Raw genomic sequence first — 17125 nt, forward strand, 5'->3', positions numbered from 1 at the left:
TCCGACGGCTTCAATCCAGCGGAGCGATGTCCTGGTCGCCGACGCGGGCCAGCAGGTCGGACAGGCTGCCCTGGGCCAGGTGCAAGCCGGGGGCCAGCTCCGCCAGGGGAACCAGCACGAAGGCGCGCTCGTGCATGCGTGGATGGGGCACGGTCAGGCGCTCGTGGGAGATGGACGCGTCGCCGTACAGCAGCAGGTCCAGGTCCAGGGTGCGCGGCGCGTTGCGGTACAGGCGGGTGCGGCCATGCTCCAGCTCGATGGCTTGCAGGCGGTCCAGCAGCTCCAGCGCCGACAGGGTGCAGCGCAGGCGCGCCACGGTATTGGTGTAGTCCGGGCCGCCGGCATCGACCGGCGCCGTGCGGTAGAAGCGCGCCAGTTCCAGTTCCTGCACGCCGGGCGTGGCGGCCAGCTCGGCGGCGGCGGTCTCCAGCGTCTGGCGGGCCTGTCCCAGGTTGGCGCCCATGCCCACGTAGGCGGTGATCAGGGGCGCGCTCATGGCTCGATGCCGCCGGCCTGCTGGGTGCGCTTGGCGTTGGAGCGCCGGCGGCGATTGCGACGCTGGCCGCTGCGCGGCGCGGCGGCGGCGCCGGCGGGCTTGCGCACGGCGATCATCTCGCTGCGTTCGTCATCGCCCGCATTGGCCAGGTCCATCCACCATTGCGCCAGCACGCTGTCCACTTCCTTGGCTTCGGCGCGCAGTTGCAGAAAGTCCACGGCGGCGCGAAAGCGCGGCTGTTCGGTCATGCGCCAGATGGCGCGGTTGGCGACACGCTCGAAGCGCGGCTGCATGAACCAGATCTCGCGCATGTCGGACTGGTAGCGTTTCTGGATGGGCATGACCCGGGTCTGCGATTCGATGACCGCGTCGGCCGCCTCCAGCAAGGCCTGCTGGGGATGCTCGCCCTTGTCGCAGCGCAGCAGCCAATCCTTCTGGACCAGTTTCCAGAGCAGGCAGGCATAGATGAAACTGGGGCTGGCGGACTTGCCGGCGCGCACACGACTGTCGGTGCGAGCCAGCGCCATGTCCAGGAAGGCTTCGCCGTCCGGCAGGCGCAGCACGGGCTCGACCATGGGCAGCAGCTTGTTGTGCAGGCCTTCGTCCTGCAGGCGGCGGATGCAGTCCATGGCGTGCCCGCAATTGAGCAGCTTGAGGGTCTCGTCGCACAGGCGCGATTCGGGCACGTTCTCGATCAGGCGCGAGAGGCGCTTGATGGGCTCGTGCGTCTTCGCTTCGATGGACGCGTCCAGCTTGGCGGCGAAGCGCACGGCGCGCAGCATGCGCACGGGGTCTTCGCGGTAGCGGGTCTCGGGGTCGCCGATGATGCGCACCAGGCGTTCCTTCAGGTCGGCCACGCCGTTGTGGTAGTCGATGACGGTCTCGGACAGCGGGTCGTAATACAGCGCATTCAGGGTGAAGTCGCGGCGCGCGGCGTCGTCCTGCAGCGTGCCGAATTCGTTGTCGCGCAGGATGCGGCCGTGCTCGTCGGTCTGCTTGCCGCTGTCGTCGGCCCGGAAGGTCGAGGTCTCGATGATTTCCTGGCCGAAGACCACGTGCACCAGCCGGAAGCGCCGTCCTATGATGCGCGCGCGCCGGAACAGGGAGCGGATCTGCTCGGGCGTGGCGTTGGTCGCCACGTCGAAATCCTTGGGCTCCAGGCCCACGATCAGGTCGCGCACGGCCCCGCCCACCACATAGGCTTCGTAGCCGTGCTGGCTGAGGACTTCGCAGACCTTGACGGCGTGGCGCGAGACCAGGCGCCGGTCTATGCCGTGCTCCTGGCGCTCGTAGCGGCGCGGTCCATTGGAGCGGGCGCGCTGGGCCGGATTCAGGAGCCGGCTGACGAATGTTTTTATTGTCCGTTTAAGCATGCGTTCGATTTTACGATTTGCTGTCCATCATGTCAGCGAACAGATCGATGATGGTCCAGCCGCGCTCGACGGCCACGCTGCGCAGGCGGTCGCTGGGATTGGTGGCCACGGGGTGGCTGACCACCTCCATCAGGGGGAGGTCATTGGGCGAGTCGCTGTAGAACCAGCTGCGCTCGAAATCGGAGAGGGCCTTTCCCATGCCTTGCAGCCACTGGTTGACCCGGGTGATCTTGCCTGCCTGGAAGCTGGGCACGCCGGCGATCTTGCCGGTGTAGCGGCCTTCGAGCATTTCCGGCGTGGTGGCGATCAGGTGCTGCACGCCCAGGGCGGCTGCGATGGGGCGGGTGACGAATTCGTTGGTGGCGGTGACGATGGCCACCAGGTGGCCCTGGTCCTGGTGCTGCGCCAGCAGCTCGCGCGCGGCCGGGGTGATGGAGGGCAGAATGATGGCCTGCATGAATTCGTCCTGCCAGGCGAGCAGTTCCTCCTGGGTGCCGCGAGTCAGCAGGCCCAGCATGAATTCGGCCGACTCCTCGGCGGTGAGCAGGCCCTGGTTGTAGCGTTCCATCAGGTCTTCATTGCGGCGCACGGCTTCGAGCGGGTCGCCGGCGCGGCCGCTGCGGGCCAGGAAGTCCGCCCATTGGTAATCGCTGTCCAGGGGAAGCAGGGTGTGGTCCAGATCGAAAAGGGCGAGAGAGGAAGTGGCAGTCATGACTCAGGAAGAGGATTGGGTCCGGCTGTTAGCCAGCAGTTCTTTGAGCAGGGGCAAAGTGATGGGGCGTTTCTTTACCAATGAATAATTGTCCAGCGCGTCGACCAGGGCGCTCAGGCGATTCATGTCGCGCGCGTAGTGGGTCAGGATCCAGGCGATGACTTCGGCCTGAAGCTGCAGGCCGCGCGCCTGGGCCCGCTGCTGCATGGCCTCGGCCCGGTGGGCGTCCGACAGGTGCTCCAGGCGAAAGACCAGGTCCCAGCCCAGCCGGGTGCGCAGGTCTTCGCGCACGGACATGGCCTTGGGCGCGCGGTCGCCCGACACCACCAGCGTGAAGGCGTCTGTCCGGGTGGCCGATTCGCGCCAGCGATTGTACAGTGCAAACACGGCCGCCTGGCCGGCCTGGTCGAAACGTTCTATATCGTCCACAGCCACCAGCCCGGGCGGGGGCCTGTCGTCGGTCGCGATGCGAAGAATGGGTTGCGGGGGATCATCTGCACTAAAATAGCGGCTGTCATCCCGGCTGGCCATGGCCCGCAGCAAGTGCGTGCGGCCCGCGCCGGGCGGCCCCCACAGATAGACCGCACGTCCTGGAGCGCACTGGCGCAGGGCCTGCAGCGCAGCCTGGTTCGCTCCGGCAACAAAGTTGTCCAGAGAAGCAGGCGGCGCTGGAGATATATCCAGAATCAGTTGCTCGGTCATGTGTCGTACAATTTCGTCCAACTCGCAATTTTCACATATCCCACGGCTTTTCTCATGAAAAACAATTCTTCTGTTTCCCTGACCTACCGCGATGCAGGCGTGGATATCGACGCGGGCGATGCCCTGGTCGATCGCATCAAGCCACTGGCCGCCAAGACCATGCGCGCGGGCGTCATGGCTGGAATCGGAGGCTTTGGCGCACTGTTCGAAGTGCCTGCCCACCTCAAGGAGCCGGTGCTGGTTTCGGGGACCGACGGCGTCGGCACCAAACTGCGCCTGGCATTCGACTGGCAGCGCCATGACACCGTGGGCCTAGACCTGGTGGCCATGAGTGTGAACGACATTCTAGTCCAGGGCGCCGAACCCTTGTACTTCCTGGATTATTTCGCCTGCGGCAAGCTGTCGGTGGACACCGCCGCCCAGGTGGTGGGCGGCATCGCCAAGGGGTGCGAACTGTCCGGCTGCGCCCTGATCGGCGGCGAGACGGCCGAGATGCCCGGCATGTACCCCGAGGGCGAGTACGACCTGGCCGGCTTCGCGGTCGGCGCGGTGGAGAAGTCCCGCATCATCGACGGCAAGTCCATCGCCGCGGGCGATGTGGTGCTGGGCCTGGCCTCCAGCGGCGCGCACTCCAACGGCTATTCGCTGATCCGCAAGATCCTGGCGCACGCCAACGCCAAACCCACCGACGAGCTGGACGGCCGTCCCCTGGCGGACGTGGTCATGGAGCCCACCCGCATCTACGTGAAATCCGTCCTGGCCGCCCTGGCCGCGCACGGCACGGACATCAAGGGCCTGGCCCATATCACCGGCGGCGGCCTGCTGGAGAACGTGCCCCGCATCCTGCAGGATCACCTGACGGCCCGCCTGCGCCGCGATTCCTGGACCATGCCGGCCCTGTTCCAATGGCTGCAGGCCAACGGCAACGTGGCCGACGAGGAAATGTACCGGGTCTTCAACTGCGGCATCGGCATGGTCATCATCGTTTCCGCCGAACAGGCCCAGGCCGTCAGCGCCACGCTGCAAGCCCAGGGCGAGCAGGTCTGGACGCTGGGCGAGATCGTCGAGCGCGCAGAAGGCCAGCCCCAGACCGTGGTGGTCTGACGCGCACGCATTCCGCTGGCGGCATAGGAAGAGCCCGATCCCGATGGGGGTCGGGTTCTTTTTCGGGGGCGCTGGCCCGGTCCTGCGCTGCGCCGGGTCAGCCGTGCTGTCGATCAGTCTTTTCAAGCCGCGGGCCAGTACTCCCGCACGATCTCGCATACCTGTTGGGGGGCGTCGGACGCCAGGCAATCCACCCGGTGGCGTTCCGGCTCGCTGCGCAGCCAGGTCAATTGGCGCTTGGCCAGCTGGCGGGTGGCCGCGATGGCGTGCTCCACGGCCTGCTCCAGGCTGATTTGTCCGTCCAGGTAGTCCCAGATCTGCCGGTAGCCCACGCAGCGCACCGAAGGCAGGCCAATGTGCAGGTCGCCGCGCTCGTACAGGGCGCGCACCTCGTCCACCAGTCCCTGTTCCACCATGGCGTGATAGCGCTGGGCGATGCGCGCATGCAGCTGCAGCCGGTCCGAGGGCTCCAGGCTCAGCGTGACGTAGTGCAGGCCGTCGTCCTGAGCAGGGCGCTGCTCCTTCAGCCAGACACTCATCGGGCGACCGCTGGACAGGTAGATTTCCAGGGCGCGCTGGATGCGCTGGCTGTCGTTGGGCGCCAGGCGGGCGGCCGTTTCAGGATCGACCTGCGCCAGGCGCGCATGCACGGCGGGCCAGCCTTCCTGCCTGGCCTGCTCGTCCAACTGGTCGCGGATGGCCTGGTCTGCGCCGGGCAGATCGTTCAGGCCCTCCCGCAAGGCCTTGTAGTACAGCATGGTGCCGCCGCACAGCAGCGGCAGGCGGCCGCGGGCGCGGATGTCGCGGATCAGGGCGCCGGCGTCGGCGGTGAATTCCGCAGCCGAATACCGCTCGGCCGGGTCGCGGATGTCCAGCAGGTGGTGGGGGATGGCCGCCTGCTCCTGTGCCGAAGGCTTGGCCGTGCCTATGTCCATGTCCCGGTAGATAGTGGCCGAGTCCATGACGATGATCTCTATCGGCCAATGCTGCGCCAGCGTGTGGGTGGTCGCGCTCTTGCCGCTGGCCGTGGGGCCGGCCAGGCACAGTATGGGTAAATCCGTCATTGTCCACGCATGAAGAGTTTGTCCAGTTCGCTGAGTTTCCACTGGAACCAGGTAGGGCGGCCATGATTGCACAGATCGGCGCGGTCTGTCTGCTCCATCTTGCGCAGCAGGGCGTTCATCTCCGGTATGGTCAGGCGCCGGTTCGCGCGTACCGCGCCGTGGCAGGCCATGGTGGACAGCAGCTCGTTGCGCTGCTCGGCCAGATGGCGGGACGAGCCGACCTGGGCCAGGTCGCGCAGCACGCCGCGCGCCAGCGATTCGATGTCGCCTTGCGCCAGCAGGGCGGGGACGGCGCGTACGGCCAGGGTGGCGGGGCCGGCGGGGCTCAGGGCCAGGCCCAGTTCGGCCAGGGTGTCCTGGTGTTCGTCCACCAGGGCGATGTCGCTTTCCGTACAGGCAAAGACCACCGGCACCAGCAGGTCCTGGCGGGGCAGTTCGCGCCCGTCCAGCGCCTGCTTGAGCTGCTCGTAGACCACGCGCTCATGCGCGGCGTGCATGTCCACCAGGATCAGTCCCTGGCGGGTCTCGGACAGGATGTAGATGCCGTGCAGCTGGCCCAGCGCCATGCCCAGGGGAAATTCGTCCGGCGCGGCGTCATCCGCGGGCGCCGTGGCGGCCGCGGGAAGGACGGGCGCCTGGGGTTCGACGGGGCGATACAGGCTTTTCCAGTCCGTGGGACGCGCCATGGCGGGTTCGCGCAGGCTGAAGCTGGACTGCCAGCCCTGGCGGGCCGGATGCGTGTAGGGCATGCCCGTCACGGCGTGGGATTCGCGCTCCTGCGGCGCCAAGCCCGTTGGGACGCCGGCGGAGGAGTCCGCAGGGGCGGGCGCGCCGGCGAGCAGAGGCATGGCGCCTACGTGCGTGTCGCCGGCCATGCTGCCCTGCGCCAAGGCCTGGCTCAGGGTCTGGAGCACGAAGCGGTAGACCGCGCCGCTGTCGCGAAAGCGCACCTCGTGCTTGGCCGGGTGCACGTTCACGTCCAGGGTGGACGGATCTATGTCCAGGAACAGCGCATAGGCCGGCTGGCGGTCGCCGTGCAGCACGTCCGCGTAGGCGCTGCGTATGGCGTGGGCCACCGTGCGGTCGCGCACGAAGCGGCCATTGACGAACAGAAACTGCTTGTCGGCGCTGGGGCGGGCGTGCGCCGGATGGATGATCAGGCCGCGCAGCCCGATCAGCCCCTGCTCCTGCTCCACGGGCAGGCTCTGGTCCACGAAATCCTTGCCCAGTATGTCCAGCAGGCGCTGTTCCAGCGAGCCGGCGCGCCAGTGGCGCTGGGGCTTGTCATTGTGGAACAGGCGAAAGGCGATCTGCGGCTGCGCCAGCGCGATGCGTTCCAGGGCCGTGACGCAGTGGCCGTACTCGGTGCCTTCGGTGCGCAGGAATTTGCGGCGCGCAGGGATCTCGTCGAACAACTGGCGCACGTCCACGCGAGTGCCGATCTGGCCGGATGCGGGTTCGGCGCCCGGTTGGCCGGGGACGTATTCCCAGGCGTGGGCATCGGCCTGCGGGCGTGAATGCGAGGTAAGGCGCGCCACAGAGGCGATGGAGGGCAGGGCCTCGCCGCGAAAACCCATGGAGGCCACGGATTCCAGCTCGTCCAGCGTGCGTATCTTGCTGGTGGCGTGCTGCTGCAGGGCCAGCGGCAGTTCATCCCGGGGAATGCCGTGGCCGTCGTCGCTGACCGAGATGCGCCGTATGCCGCCGCCGTCCAGGCGGATCTCGATGGAGCGGGCGCCGGCGTCGATGGCGTTTTCCAGCAGCTCCTTCAAGACCGAGGCGGGGCGCTCGATGACCTCGCCGGCCGCGATTTGGCTTACAAGCAAGTCGGGGAGTGGGATAATACTGCGGCGTGATGACATGGGGCGTCTTGCCTCGTGTGTGATCGGTGTTGGGCCGGCTGCTGCGGGCCCGCGGGTTTTAAACGGTAACGGCTTATTTTACTAGCTTATTCTATGGTGTCCGTCTGGCCGTCCCAAGGTAAAACGCGCTCCCTTGGGGATGAGCCCGGACTCATGGCAATCCGTGCGGACCGCCATGCGCCTGGCGAATCGGAGCGGCAAGCCGAAGGCGCGGCGCGGTTTCTTTTTGGTGTCGAGATATGCCCGATTTATTCAGCATGATTCTCCATATTGACCAGTACCTGGGCATCTGGGTCGAGCAATATGGAGCCTGGATCTACCTTATTCTGTTCCTGATCGTATTTGGCGAGACCGGCCTTGTGGTCCTGCCTTTCCTGCCGGGCGATTCGCTCCTGTTCATCGCCGGCGCATTCGGCGCTTCGGGCATGCTCGATCCTGTCCTGCTGGGCGGCCTGCTGATCGTGGGCGCCATCCTGGGAAATACGGTCAACTATTATGTGGGGCGTTTCATCGGTCCCAAGGTGTTCACCACGGATTCGCGCTTCCTGGATCGCAAGGCCCTGATCAAGACGCACGCCTTCTACGAAAAACACGGCGGCAAGACCATCGTGATATCCCGCTTTCTGCCCATATTCCGCACCTTCGCGCCGTTCGTGGCCGGGGTGGGCCAGATGAACGCCCTGCGTTTCCAGCTCTATAACGTCGCCGGCGCCGTCTTGTGGGTGGGCGGCCTGATCACTGTGGGTGTTTTCTTCGGCAAGGTGCCTTTCATCAAGGCGCATCTGAACACCATCGTGCTGATCGGCATCAGCGCGGCCGCGGTGCCCGTGGTGGCGGGCGCGCTGTGGAAGCTGTTCAAGCGCAAGGCCAAGGGCGATGCGCCCCTGAGCTGACTTTTCAGCAAAGCGCCGGAGCAGGGCACGCCTGTTCCGGGCGCCGACAAAAAAACCGGCCCCCAGGCCGGTTTTTTTTTGGGGGGAGCGGATGTTTCAGCCGCGGCTGGCCAGGGCCGGAAACTCCGCGAAATAGCCGCGTATGCCGGTCAGCATGGCCTGGGCGATCTTGTCCTGGTGGGAGGCGCTGCGCAGCAGGCGTTCCTCTTCGGGATTGCTGATGAAGGCCGTCTCGATGAGGATGGACGGGATGTCCGGGGCCTTGAGCACGGCGAAGCCCGCGCGCTCCACGTTGTTCTTGTGCAGGCGATTGATCTTGCCGATCTCGCCCAGCACGCGCGAGCCGACCTTGACCGAATCGTTGATCTGCGCCGCGGTGGACAAGTCGAGCAGGATCTGCGCCCCCTGGCGGTTGTGCGAGCCCAGGTTGATGCCGCCGATCAGGTCGGCGTCGTTTTCCTTCTTGGCCAGCCAGCGGGCCGCCGAGCTGGTGGCGCCGTTCTGCGACAGGGCGTAGATGGACGAGCCGCGCGCGCTGGGCTTGATCCAGGCGTCGGCGTGGATGCTGATGAACAGGTCGGCCTTGACGCGCCGCGCCTTCTGCACGCGTACCTGCAGCGGCACGAAGAAGTCCGCGTCGCGCGTCAGGTAGGTGCGCATATTGGGCTGGGCGTCGATCAGGCGCTTCAGGCGCCGGGCGATGCTGAGCACCACGTCTTTCTCGCGCGTGCCCCCGGGGCCGATGGCGCCCGGGTCTTCGCCGCCGTGGCCGGGATCCAGCGCGATCAGCAGGGGGCGGTTGGGACTGCCGCTGGTGCTGGGCGCCGAGGGCGGCGAGGGCACGGCCACGGGCGGGGCCGGCGTGCGCGCCACCGGCGGCAGGGACTGGCCCTTGACCGTGGGCACGGGAGCGTCGGACGAATTCTGAGCCAGGCTTTCCAGCACGGAGGCCAGCGGATCGTTGTCGTCCTGGATCTGCAGGGCGACCAGCGGATCCTGGGCGATGCGCGGATACAGGTCCAGCACCAGGCGGTACTTGTATTCGCCCACGGGCTTGAGGGTGAAGATCTGGGGGGCGACGGCCTGCTTCAGGTCCAGCACCAGGCGCACCACGTCCGGGCGGTTCTGGCCCACGCGCACGGAGCGTATGTAGGGATCGTTGGGGCGGACCTTGGACACCAGCTCTTCGATGGTGCGGTTCATGGTCAGGCCCTGGATGTCCACCACCATGCGGTGGGGATTTTCCAGCGTGAAGTGCTCGGCCTTCAGTTCGCTGTCCATCTCCAGCGTGACGCGGGTATATTCATCGGCGGGCCAGGTGCGGACGGCAACGATCGTGCTGGCTTTGGCCAGACGCGGGATCACGGGCAGCAGGAACAGGGTGGTGGCCGTGGCGACGAATCGGCGACGAGCCTTGCCGGCGGCGCCTACTTCTGCTGGCTGGGGGCGAGTGTCGTAATCCATAGCGTTCCTTTGGCGCTGTGTGCATCCAGGGTGGCCAGACGACCGTCGCCACAATAATCCAGGTGTAGATCCAGGTCGGGCGCGGGCAGTAAATTCCCTGCTTTTTCAGGCCATTCGATCAGCACGACCGCATTGTCTTGCAAAATATCACGAAAACCAGCATCCACCCATTCTCGTGAATCGCTAAATCTATAGAAATCAAGGTGATAGAAGTATAAGCTAGAAACTTTATAACTTTCAAGCAGCGCGTAGCTGGGACTCTTGATCCGGCCCGTGACGCCGCAGGCGCGCAACAGCGCCCGCACGAAGTGCGTCTTGCCCGCGCCCAGGTCCCCGTGCAGGTGGATGCGCCCGCCGGGGCGCGTGCCGGGCGCCTGGCCGGTCAGCAGCGGCGCGAAGCGTTCCGCCAGACGGGTGGTGGCTTCCTCGTCCGGCAGGGTCAGCGTCAGGGTGTCGTGTGTCATGGCGTTCAGCCGGCGATGGCCAGCCAGAATGGAATGGTGAAGCCGGCTAGTATAGTGCCGATCGACATGGTCAGTGCGACCAGCCGGCTGTCCCCGCCCATGCGCGCCGCCAGCACGTGCGCCGAGGAGGCTGTGGGCAGGGCGGCGAAGACCAGCAGCATCTGGCGCTCCATGGGGCTCATCTGCAGCAGCCAGCCGGACAGCAGGGCCACCAGCGGCAGGGCCATCAGCTTGACGACGGCCATACAGCCGATCAGCGGCCCGGCCTGCCGGGCGCCTTGCACCGACAGTGTTGCGCCCACGCACAGCAGGCCCACGCCCAGGGCGCAGGCGCCCAGGCGGCTCAGCGCCACCTCCGCCGGACCGGACAGGGGCAGGCCCAGCAGGTTCCAGGCCAGGGCCAGCAGCGTGGCCAGGATCAGGGGATTTTTCAGCAGCTCGATCCAGACGCGTCCTTGCCGGCCGCGCGCCAGCACGGTCACGGCCACCATATTGGCCATGGGTACCGAAAAGCCCACCAGCAACGCCATGACGGTCACGCCCGAAGAGCCGGCGACGGCGCTGGCCAGCGACATGCCCAGGTAGGTGTTGAAGCGGAAGGCGCACTGCGTGACCGAGGCGTGCCGGCGCAGATCGGGCTTCAGGACGGGTAGGGCCAGCCAGGCCAGCGCCGTTCCGGCGGCGATCAGGGCGGCGGCGGCCAGCAGCAGCGTCCACGCTTCGGACAGGCTCATGGGCGTGCGCGTGATGGAGTGGAACAAAAGGGCGGGAAAGAGCACGTAGTACACCAGCTTTTCCGTTCCCTGGAAAAACTCGACGCTGAAGCGGAAACGATGCAGGAGCAAGGCTCCCAGGGCGATCAGCAGGAAGTCGGGCAGGATCAGCGAGAAAATGGCGGGCATGGCGCAAGTGGTATCGGCGGGCGTGCAGGCCTGTCCTGCATCAATAGGTTTTGCATTATTTGACTACGCTTTCGATCAGCTGCGCTACTATTGATGAGCACCCCTTACCCAGGGGGAGGTACCAAAAAGAAGCTTTCTCAGGAGAGACACCCTATGACATCTACGCTCCATCGACGCTTTGCGCTCTTATCCCTTTGTGCAGGGCTGGCCGCAGTCGGATTCAGCCAGTCGGCCCGGGCGGCCGAAGATTACCCCAAGCAGGCCATCCGGGTCATCGTGCCGTTCGCGCCCGGCGGCTCCACCGATATCGTGACGCGCATCGTCACCAAGGGCATGAGCGAGGTTCTGGGCCAGTCCATGGTGGTGGAGAACAAAGGCGGCGCCGGCGGCGCCATCGGAGCGGCCGAGGCGGCACGCGCCAAGCCAGACGGCTACACGCTGTCCATCGCCACCATTTCGACGCTGGCCGTCAATCCGGCCTGCCGCCCCAACGACCTGCCCTACGATCCCTTGAACGATTTCGTGCCGGTGACGAATTTCGCCAACCTGCCCAACGTGATCGAGGTCAATCCCAAGTTCCCGGCGCAGAACTTCAAGGAGTTCGTGCAGCAGCTCAAGGAAAACCCCGGCAAGTATTCCTACGGCAGCTCGGGCACCTGCTCGGTGCTGCACCTGTTCGGCGAGGCCTTCAAGCTGGCCACGGGCACCGACATCGTGCACGTTCCCTATCGCGGCGCGGGTCCGGCCGTGGCCGACGCGGTAGGCGGCCAGATCAATGCCATGTTCGACAACCTGCCTTCGTCCATGGGCCAGATCCAGTCCGGCAACCTGCGCGCCCTGGCGATCGCCTGGCCCGAGCGCCTGGCCGCCCTGAAGGACGTGCCCACGCTGGCCGAGGAAGGCTATCCGCAGTTGAATAGTCCCGCCTGGTACGGCCTGCTGGCCCCCAAGGGCACTCCTGCCTCTTCTACACATCTGACGCTGCCGCCGACACCCCACCCGCTCAAGTCTCCGGAGATCATCGCCGCCCTGGAAAAACAGGGCGCCACGCCTTCGGGCAATACGCCCGAGGAGTTCGCCAAGGAGATCAAGGAGCAGTACGACTGGGCGCACGACGTGGTCAAGAAGGGCAACATCAAGCTCGAATAAGATCTGCGGCTCTTGTTGCAATGAAAAACCGGCCCCGAGGGGCCGGTTTGCTTTTCTGCCGGGGGCGCGGGAATCAGACCCGGTTGGCCTGCATCACCGTCAGGGCCGTCATGTTGACGATGCGGCGCACGGTGGAGCTGTAGGTCAGGATGTGCACGGGCGCGTTGGCGCCCAGCAGGAAGGGGCCGATGGCGACGTTGCTGCCGGCCGCTGTCTTGAGCAGGTTGTAGCTGATGTTGCCCGAATCCACGTTCGGGCAGACCAGCAGGTTGGCGGCCCCCTTGAGGGTGGACGTGGGCAGCGTGCGGTTGCGCAGGGCTTCGTCCAGGGCGCAGTCGGCATGCATTTCGCCGTCCACTTCCAGGTCGGGAGCGTTCTCGTGCACCAGCTCCAGGGCGCGGCGCATCTTCGGGCCTGAGGAGGAGGCGTCCGAGCCGAAGTTCGAGCGCGACAGCAGGGCCACCTTGGGCTCCAGGTTCAGCGAGCTGAGAGCCTTGGCGGCTTCCACGGTGTATTCGGCGATCTGTTCGGCGCTGGGATCGTCGTTGACGTGGGTGTCGGTCAGGGCCACGGTGCGCTCGCCCAGCAACAGGATGTTCATGGCGGCATAGACGCTGGAGCCGGGCTTGCGGCCGATCATCTCGTCGATGTAGCGCAGGTGGGCGTGGTAGGAGCCTATGGTGCCGCAGATCATGCCGTCGGCATCGCCCAGATGCACCATGGTCGCGCCGATCAGCGTCAGGCGGCGGCGCATTTCCACGCGGGCCATTTCCTTGCTGATGCCGCGGCGGCACATTTTTTCCCAGTAGGTGGTCCAGTACTGGTGGAAGCGGTCGTCGGACTCGGGATTGGTGACTTCCACGTCCACGCCCAGGCGCAGGCGCAGGCCGAACTTCTTGATGCGCGACAGCAGCACGGCGGGGCGGCCCACCAGGATGGGGTGCGCCAGCTTCTCGTCCACGATGACCTGCACGGCGCGCAGCACGCGCTCCTCTTCGCCTTCGGTGAAGACGATGCGCGCCTTGCCTCCTTCGCGCACCAGCTGCTTGGCCACGGCGAACACCGGCTTCATGAAGGCGCCCGAATGGTAGACGAACTGCTGCAGCTTGGCGATGTAGCTGTCCAGGTCCGACAGCGGACGGGTGGCGACGCCGTCCTGCATGGCGGCCTGGGCCACGGCCGGCGCGATGCGCACGATCAGGCGGGGGTCGAAAGGCTTGGGAATCAGGTAGTCGGGGCCGAAGCTCAGGCCATAGCCGCCGTAGGCGGCGGCCACGGTCTCGTCCTGCTCTTCTTCGGCCAGCGCGGCGATGGCGTGCACGGCGGCCTTTTCCATGCCGCGGGTGATGGTGGTGGCGCCCACGTCCAGCGCCCCGCGGAAGATGTAGGGAAAGCACAGCACATTGTTGACCTGGTTCGGGAAGTCCGAACGGCCGGTGGCCATGATGACGTCCTCGCGCGCGGCGCGGGCGGCTTCAGGCAGGATCTCGGGCGTGGGGTTGGCCAGGGCCATCACGAAGGGGCGGTCGGCCATTTTCTTGAGCATCTCGGGCTTGAGCACGCCGCCGGCCGACAGGCCCAGGAACACGTCCGCGCCGTCGATCACGTCATTGAGGCTGCGGGCCTCGGTCTGCTTGGCAAAGCGCGCCAGCTCGGGCACCTGGTGGCCGGGGCGGCCCACGTAGACCACGCCGTCGATGTCCGTGACCCAGACGTTTTCCTCGGGCAGGCCCATGTCCACCATCAGGTCCAGGCAGGCCAGGGCGGCCGCGCCGGCGCCGGAGGTCACGACCTTGATCTTCTTGATGTCCTTGCCCACGACCTTCAGGCCGTTCATGAAGGCAGCCGTCACGCAGATGGCCGTGCCGTGCTGGTCATCGTGGAAGACCGGGATGTTCATGCGCTCGCGCAGCTTGCGCTCGACTTCGAAGCACTCGGGCGCCTTGATGTCCTCCAGGTTGATGCCTCCGAAGGTGGGCTCCAGCCCGGCGATGATGTCCACCAGCTTGTCCGGATCGGTTTCGTTGATCTCGATGTCGAACACGTCCAGGCCGGCGAATTTCTTGAACAGCACGGCCTTGCCTTCCATGACGGGCTTGGAGGCCAGCGCGCCGATATTGCCCAGGCCCAGCACAGCGGTGCCGTTGGAGATCACGCCCACCAGGTTGCCGCGGCCGGTGAAACGGAACACGTTCTGCGGATCGGAGACGATTTCCTCGCAGGCGGCCGCCACCCCGGGCGAATAGGCCAGGCCCAGGTCGCGCTGGCTGACCAGCGGCTTGGTCGCGGCAATGGTGACTTTGCCGGGAATGGGGAACTCGTGATAATCCAGGGCGGCCTGTCGGTCTACCGTCGTGCTCATGTCATCCTCTTTTGCAAGCTGCCGGCCAGCGGGCCGGCAAGAAACCGGTTGTCGGGCGCCGGCGCGGGCCGGCTGTAATCATGGAGCCAGTGTAGATAAACCTTCGGGGAGCGATATTCGGGTTTATTATTACCCTATTAGCAATTGCTTATGGATGTGTATGGACTTGCCCGATTCCACGGACATGGTGCATCGGCTGCTCAGCCGCCTGAAGCTGCGCCACCTGGCCCTGCTGCTTCATATCGACAGGCTGGGATCCTTGACCAAGGTGGCCGAGCACATGGCCACCAGCCAGCCGGCCGTGACGCAGGCTTTGGCGGAGGCCGAACAGGTCTTCGGCACGCCCTTGTTCCTGCGCTCCTCGCGAGGCATGGCGGCCACGCCCCAGGGGCGGATCGTGTTGTCTCGTGCACGCGCCATGCTGCAGGACCTGGAGCTGCTCAGCCTGGACCTGCAGGCGCACGCGGCGGGGCGGCAGGCCCATCTGCGGCTGGGAGTCATACCCCTGGTGTCGGGCAAGCTGATCTCCAGCGCCATTCACGACACGCGCCCGCAGGGCCAGACCGTATCCGTCAGCGTATCCGAAGGCCTGACCGAAGACCTGCTGGAACAACTGTTGGACCACTCCCTGGATTGCGTGGTGGCGCGCACCTCGCCCGGCCTGAACATGAAGGGCGTGCGTCACGAGGCCTTGTACTCGCAGCATCCGCGCCTGATCGCCAGCCGGGAACTGGCCGGGCGCCTGGGCCGGCGCAGGCTGGACTGGGCGCAGTTGCAGGATCTGGACTGGATCCTGGGGCCGCGCCGTACGCCCATGCGCCGCCAGGTGGCCGACCTGTTCCTGAAGGCCGGCCTGCTGGAGCCGGTGCCCAGCGTGGAGACCGCCTCGCCCAAACTGATCGGCGAGCTGATCGCCAACAATCCGCGCGCCGTGTCCGTGGTGCCCACGGAGATCGCCGAGGAGCTGGTGCGCGTGTCGGGCGTGGCCATCGTGCCATACTCGTTCGAATGGACGCTGTCGCCCATTGCCCTGTTCACGCGGGTGGCCGGGCCGCATCGGCCGGTGGACGTCCTGTTCGGCCAGGCGCTCAAGCGCCTGTGCACGGACAAGACCGTGCCGCTGGAGCGCGGCGCGTTCTTCTATTGAGCCGTCTGGGCGGCGGGTGAATAGGTGAGCGCCACGCGGCGCGACTGGGTCAGGTACAGGGACCAGACCACGGCATGGACCAGATGGTGCATCAGGCCCTGCTGGTGGGATTGCAGGGCGTAGGCCTGCGCATCGTGCTGGCTCCACAGCATCATGCTGGCCAGGTAATAGCCGGGTCCGGCCAGCCACAGCACGGCCAGCGCCCACCAGACCGTGCGTTTGTCGTAGAAGCGGCGCAGCGCCACGATGGCGCTGAAGAACAGCAGCCCGGCCGCCCATGCCAGTGGGACCTGGCCGGGGCCGAAGGGACCGTTTTCATAGGCGTTGCCCACGGTGGTCAGCGCGGACAAGACCAGGCTCAGCGACAGGGCGATCAGCCACCCGCCGTAACCGCCGGGACGGCCTGAGGCGGCGAAACGACGATCCGGCAGGCAAAAGCCCAGTACGACGAAGACCAGCACCAGCAGGGGCAGGGCGTTGGCGAGAAAATCATTCATGAAAACAGTCCGGGACAAAAAGTGGCAGCCTGGAAGCGGTCCAGCTTGAACTGTAGCTCAGACTGGGGACTATAAAAATGCGCGCTCCCATATAGGCAACATGCGTCTTGGCATAGTGCTCCGGCTGGCGCAGACGAGGTTGGATAACGCTGGCGGCGGGCCTCGTAATGCTTGTCTGCTGTCGCCAGCCAGCCGGTAACCTGGCGCGGCCGGTTGCCATGGCTGCTATAGGCTGAGCGTTTTACGTCAGGCCTGTTTTTTCTCAAATTTCCGGTTGGCTCATTCGTGAATTTTCTCTGTTAAAAGAAAGAAAAATCCAAGTACGGCGATTACGGAGGAAGTGGAAGCGATCGCCTGAAGCCAGTAAACAATCAGAATGCTTGGGTTGCTTTTATCGCTATCCCATCCTTTGCCGATTATTCCGCTTGCTGTACATGCAATGAAGAATAAATAAGCGGCAAGACTGAACGGGATCATGACGATGTATTCCTTTTCTGGAAATATGCGCTCCATGGCAAATGCTAATGCGATAAGCGATACGCCTCCCACGCACGTCGAGAGATGGGCGACGCGCCAGAGTTCCGTGACGGATGCCGGTTTACGCCCCTTTGACAGGCCATGAGGAATGCCAAGCAGAGTGCCCAATGAAAATAGGATCAATCCATGTAGTAAATAGGTTTGCATGGCTTATTTTCTTGAAAATGAGATTTTGATGAGAAGGATTCATTATTTTGGAGGCAAGGGTAATGATGATAGCGTGTCAGTCATGGCGGGCGAATGAATCGTTATGCATTGTTTGGAATAAGCTTATGGGATTTGCTTTGGATTGAATATAAGGTATGGGGGAGGTTTTTTTGCTCTCGGTCCAGCGGGCAGACGCTCGAGCAATCTATTTTCGACAGCTTGTGTCTTTGGGCGGCGCGGGCCGCTTGTT

Annotated in this window: 16 protein-coding genes; 4 read left to right on the forward strand and 12 right to left on the reverse strand. The window is 65.4% G+C overall.

All coding sequences use genetic code 11. The features are described from left to right. Window positions 1-10 precede the first annotated feature (10 nt). Genes folK through hda form a run of 4 tightly spaced genes read right to left on the reverse strand, consistent with a single transcriptional unit; the run spans window position 11 to window position 3283 of the window. Window positions 11-496, reverse strand: coding sequence for a 2-amino-4-hydroxy-6-hydroxymethyldihydropteridine diphosphokinase (gene folK, locus ACWPWO_RS04485; RefSeq protein ID WP_454004711.1), 486 nt, complete (start codon window positions 494-496; stop codon window positions 11-13). Continuing rightward, complete coding sequence (gene pcnB / locus ACWPWO_RS04490) at window positions 493-1869, reverse strand: polynucleotide adenylyltransferase PcnB (RefSeq protein ID WP_454004713.1); 1377 nt, start codon at window positions 1867-1869, stop codon at window positions 493-495. The genes folK and pcnB overlap by 4 nt, the downstream gene beginning before the upstream one ends. Before the next feature lie 10 nt (window positions 1870-1879). Next, window positions 1880-2581 carry an HAD family hydrolase gene (locus tag ACWPWO_RS04495; RefSeq protein WP_454004714.1) on the reverse strand — a complete coding sequence of 234 codons (702 nt, stop codon included), beginning with the start codon at window positions 2579-2581 and terminating at the stop codon, window positions 1880-1882. A 3-nt stretch (window positions 2582-2584) separates the two neighbouring features. Next, entirely contained in the window at window positions 2585-3283 is a 699-nt protein-coding gene (gene hda / locus ACWPWO_RS04500) for a DnaA regulatory inactivator Hda (RefSeq protein WP_454004716.1), read from the reverse strand. Window positions 3284-3337: 54 nt separating this feature from the next. Between hda and purM the strand changes: the two genes are divergently transcribed. Beyond that, on the forward strand, window positions 3338-4387 hold the full coding sequence (gene purM, locus ACWPWO_RS04505; protein ID WP_454004718.1) for a phosphoribosylformylglycinamidine cyclo-ligase: 1050 nt from the start codon (window positions 3338-3340) through the stop codon (window positions 4385-4387). Between the two features lie 122 nt (window positions 4388-4509). On the opposite strand, the gene miaA is transcribed toward purM, so the two are convergent. Further along, entirely contained in the window at window positions 4510-5451 is a 942-nt protein-coding gene (gene miaA, locus ACWPWO_RS04510; RefSeq protein ID WP_454004720.1) for a tRNA (adenosine(37)-N6)-dimethylallyltransferase MiaA, read from the reverse strand. After that, window positions 5448-7313: a DNA mismatch repair endonuclease MutL gene (gene mutL, locus ACWPWO_RS04515; RefSeq protein WP_454004722.1), complete on the reverse strand. Its 1866-nt coding sequence runs from the start codon at window positions 7311-7313 to the stop codon at window positions 5448-5450. Before mutL ends, miaA begins: the two co-directional genes overlap by 4 nt. Before the next feature lie 239 nt (window positions 7314-7552). Here mutL and ACWPWO_RS04520 point away from each other — a divergent pair, with 239 nt between their 5' ends. Next, a complete protein-coding gene (locus tag ACWPWO_RS04520; RefSeq protein ID WP_454004723.1) occupies window positions 7553-8206 on the forward strand; it encodes a VTT domain-containing protein in 654 nt (217 codons plus the stop codon). 96 nt (window positions 8207-8302) lie between these two features. Here ACWPWO_RS04520 and ACWPWO_RS04525 read toward each other — a convergent pair whose 3' ends face one another. The 3 genes from ACWPWO_RS04525 to ACWPWO_RS04535 are packed head-to-tail and all read right to left on the reverse strand — an operon-like array spanning window position 8303 to window position 11036. Continuing rightward, window positions 8303-9670: an N-acetylmuramoyl-L-alanine amidase gene (locus ACWPWO_RS04525; protein ID WP_454004726.1), complete on the reverse strand. Its 1368-nt coding sequence runs from the start codon at window positions 9668-9670 to the stop codon at window positions 8303-8305. Next, the gene (tsaE, locus tag ACWPWO_RS04530; RefSeq protein WP_454004728.1) at window positions 9634-10134 is read right to left on the reverse strand and encodes a tRNA (adenosine(37)-N6)-threonylcarbamoyltransferase complex ATPase subunit type 1 TsaE; all 501 of its coding nucleotides are present in this window, start codon (window positions 10132-10134) and stop codon (window positions 9634-9636) included. Before tsaE ends, ACWPWO_RS04525 begins: the two co-directional genes overlap by 37 nt. Window positions 10135-10139: 5 nt before the next feature. Then, entirely contained in the window at window positions 10140-11036 is an 897-nt protein-coding gene (locus ACWPWO_RS04535) for an AEC family transporter (RefSeq protein ID WP_454004730.1), read from the reverse strand. A gap of 153 nt (window positions 11037-11189) precedes the next feature. Here ACWPWO_RS04535 and ACWPWO_RS04540 point away from each other — a divergent pair, with 153 nt between their 5' ends. Further along, window positions 11190-12185 carry a tripartite tricarboxylate transporter substrate-binding protein gene (locus tag ACWPWO_RS04540; protein ID WP_454004732.1) on the forward strand — a complete coding sequence of 332 codons (996 nt, stop codon included), beginning with the start codon at window positions 11190-11192 and terminating at the stop codon, window positions 12183-12185. Between the two features lie 73 nt (window positions 12186-12258). Here ACWPWO_RS04540 and ACWPWO_RS04545 read toward each other — a convergent pair whose 3' ends face one another. Then, complete coding sequence (locus ACWPWO_RS04545) at window positions 12259-14547, reverse strand: NADP-dependent malic enzyme (protein ID WP_454004734.1); 2289 nt, start codon at window positions 14545-14547, stop codon at window positions 12259-12261. A 160-nt stretch (window positions 14548-14707) separates the two neighbouring features. Between ACWPWO_RS04545 and ACWPWO_RS04550 the strand changes: the two genes are divergently transcribed. Beyond that, entirely contained in the window at window positions 14708-15694 is a 987-nt protein-coding gene (locus ACWPWO_RS04550) for a LysR family transcriptional regulator (protein ID WP_394064506.1), read from the forward strand. On the opposite strand, the gene ACWPWO_RS04555 is transcribed toward ACWPWO_RS04550, so the two are convergent. Together ACWPWO_RS04555 and ACWPWO_RS04560 are read right to left on the reverse strand one after the other, a co-directional pair. Further along, window positions 15688-16191 carry a hypothetical protein gene (locus tag ACWPWO_RS04555; RefSeq protein WP_454004736.1) on the reverse strand — a complete coding sequence of 168 codons (504 nt, stop codon included), beginning with the start codon at window positions 16189-16191 and terminating at the stop codon, window positions 15688-15690. The two genes, ACWPWO_RS04550 and ACWPWO_RS04555, sit on opposite strands and share 7 nt — an antisense overlap. A gap of 279 nt (window positions 16192-16470) precedes the next feature. After that, on the reverse strand, window positions 16471-16875 hold the full coding sequence (locus ACWPWO_RS04560; protein WP_454004738.1) for a hypothetical protein: 405 nt from the start codon (window positions 16873-16875) through the stop codon (window positions 16471-16473). Window positions 16876-17125: the final 250 nt, after the last annotated feature.

The sequence above is a fragment of the Alcaligenes sp. Marseille-Q7550 genome (genome assembly GCF_965112015.1).

Coding starts and splice junctions, on each gene's coding strand:
- ACWPWO_RS04550 (WP_394064506.1), top strand. CDS start 14,708: ATGGACTTGCCCGATTCCACGGACATGGTGCATCGGCTGCTCAGCCGC.
- ACWPWO_RS04555 (WP_454004736.1), bottom strand. CDS start 16,191: ATGAATGATTTTCTCGCCAACGCCCTGCCCCTGCTGGTGCTGGTCTTC.
- purM (WP_454004718.1), top strand. CDS start 3,338: ATGAAAAACAATTCTTCTGTTTCCCTGACCTACCGCGATGCAGGCGTG.
- ACWPWO_RS04520 (WP_454004723.1), top strand. CDS start 7,553: ATGCCCGATTTATTCAGCATGATTCTCCATATTGACCAGTACCTGGGC.
- ACWPWO_RS04525 (WP_454004726.1), bottom strand. CDS start 9,670: ATGGATTACGACACTCGCCCCCAGCCAGCAGAAGTAGGCGCCGCCGGC.
- ACWPWO_RS04545 (WP_454004734.1), bottom strand. CDS start 14,547: ATGAGCACGACGGTAGACCGACAGGCCGCCCTGGATTATCACGAGTTC.
- ACWPWO_RS04535 (WP_454004730.1), bottom strand. CDS start 11,036: ATGCCCGCCATTTTCTCGCTGATCCTGCCCGACTTCCTGCTGATCGCC.
- ACWPWO_RS04495 (WP_454004714.1), bottom strand. CDS start 2,581: ATGACTGCCACTTCCTCTCTCGCCCTTTTCGATCTGGACCACACCCTG.
- miaA (WP_454004720.1), bottom strand. CDS start 5,451: ATGACGGATTTACCCATACTGTGCCTGGCCGGCCCCACGGCCAGCGGC.
- mutL (WP_454004722.1), bottom strand. CDS start 7,313: ATGTCATCACGCCGCAGTATTATCCCACTCCCCGACTTGCTTGTAAGC.
- hda (WP_454004716.1), bottom strand. CDS start 3,283: ATGACCGAGCAACTGATTCTGGATATATCTCCAGCGCCGCCTGCTTCT.
- ACWPWO_RS04540 (WP_454004732.1), top strand. CDS start 11,190: ATGACATCTACGCTCCATCGACGCTTTGCGCTCTTATCCCTTTGTGCA.
- pcnB (WP_454004713.1), bottom strand. CDS start 1,869: ATGCTTAAACGGACAATAAAAACATTCGTCAGCCGGCTCCTGAATCCG.
- tsaE (WP_454004728.1), bottom strand. CDS start 10,134: ATGACACACGACACCCTGACGCTGACCCTGCCGGACGAGGAAGCCACC.
- ACWPWO_RS04560 (WP_454004738.1), bottom strand. CDS start 16,875: ATGCAAACCTATTTACTACATGGATTGATCCTATTTTCATTGGGCACT.
- folK (WP_454004711.1), bottom strand. CDS start 496: ATGAGCGCGCCCCTGATCACCGCCTACGTGGGCATGGGCGCCAACCTG.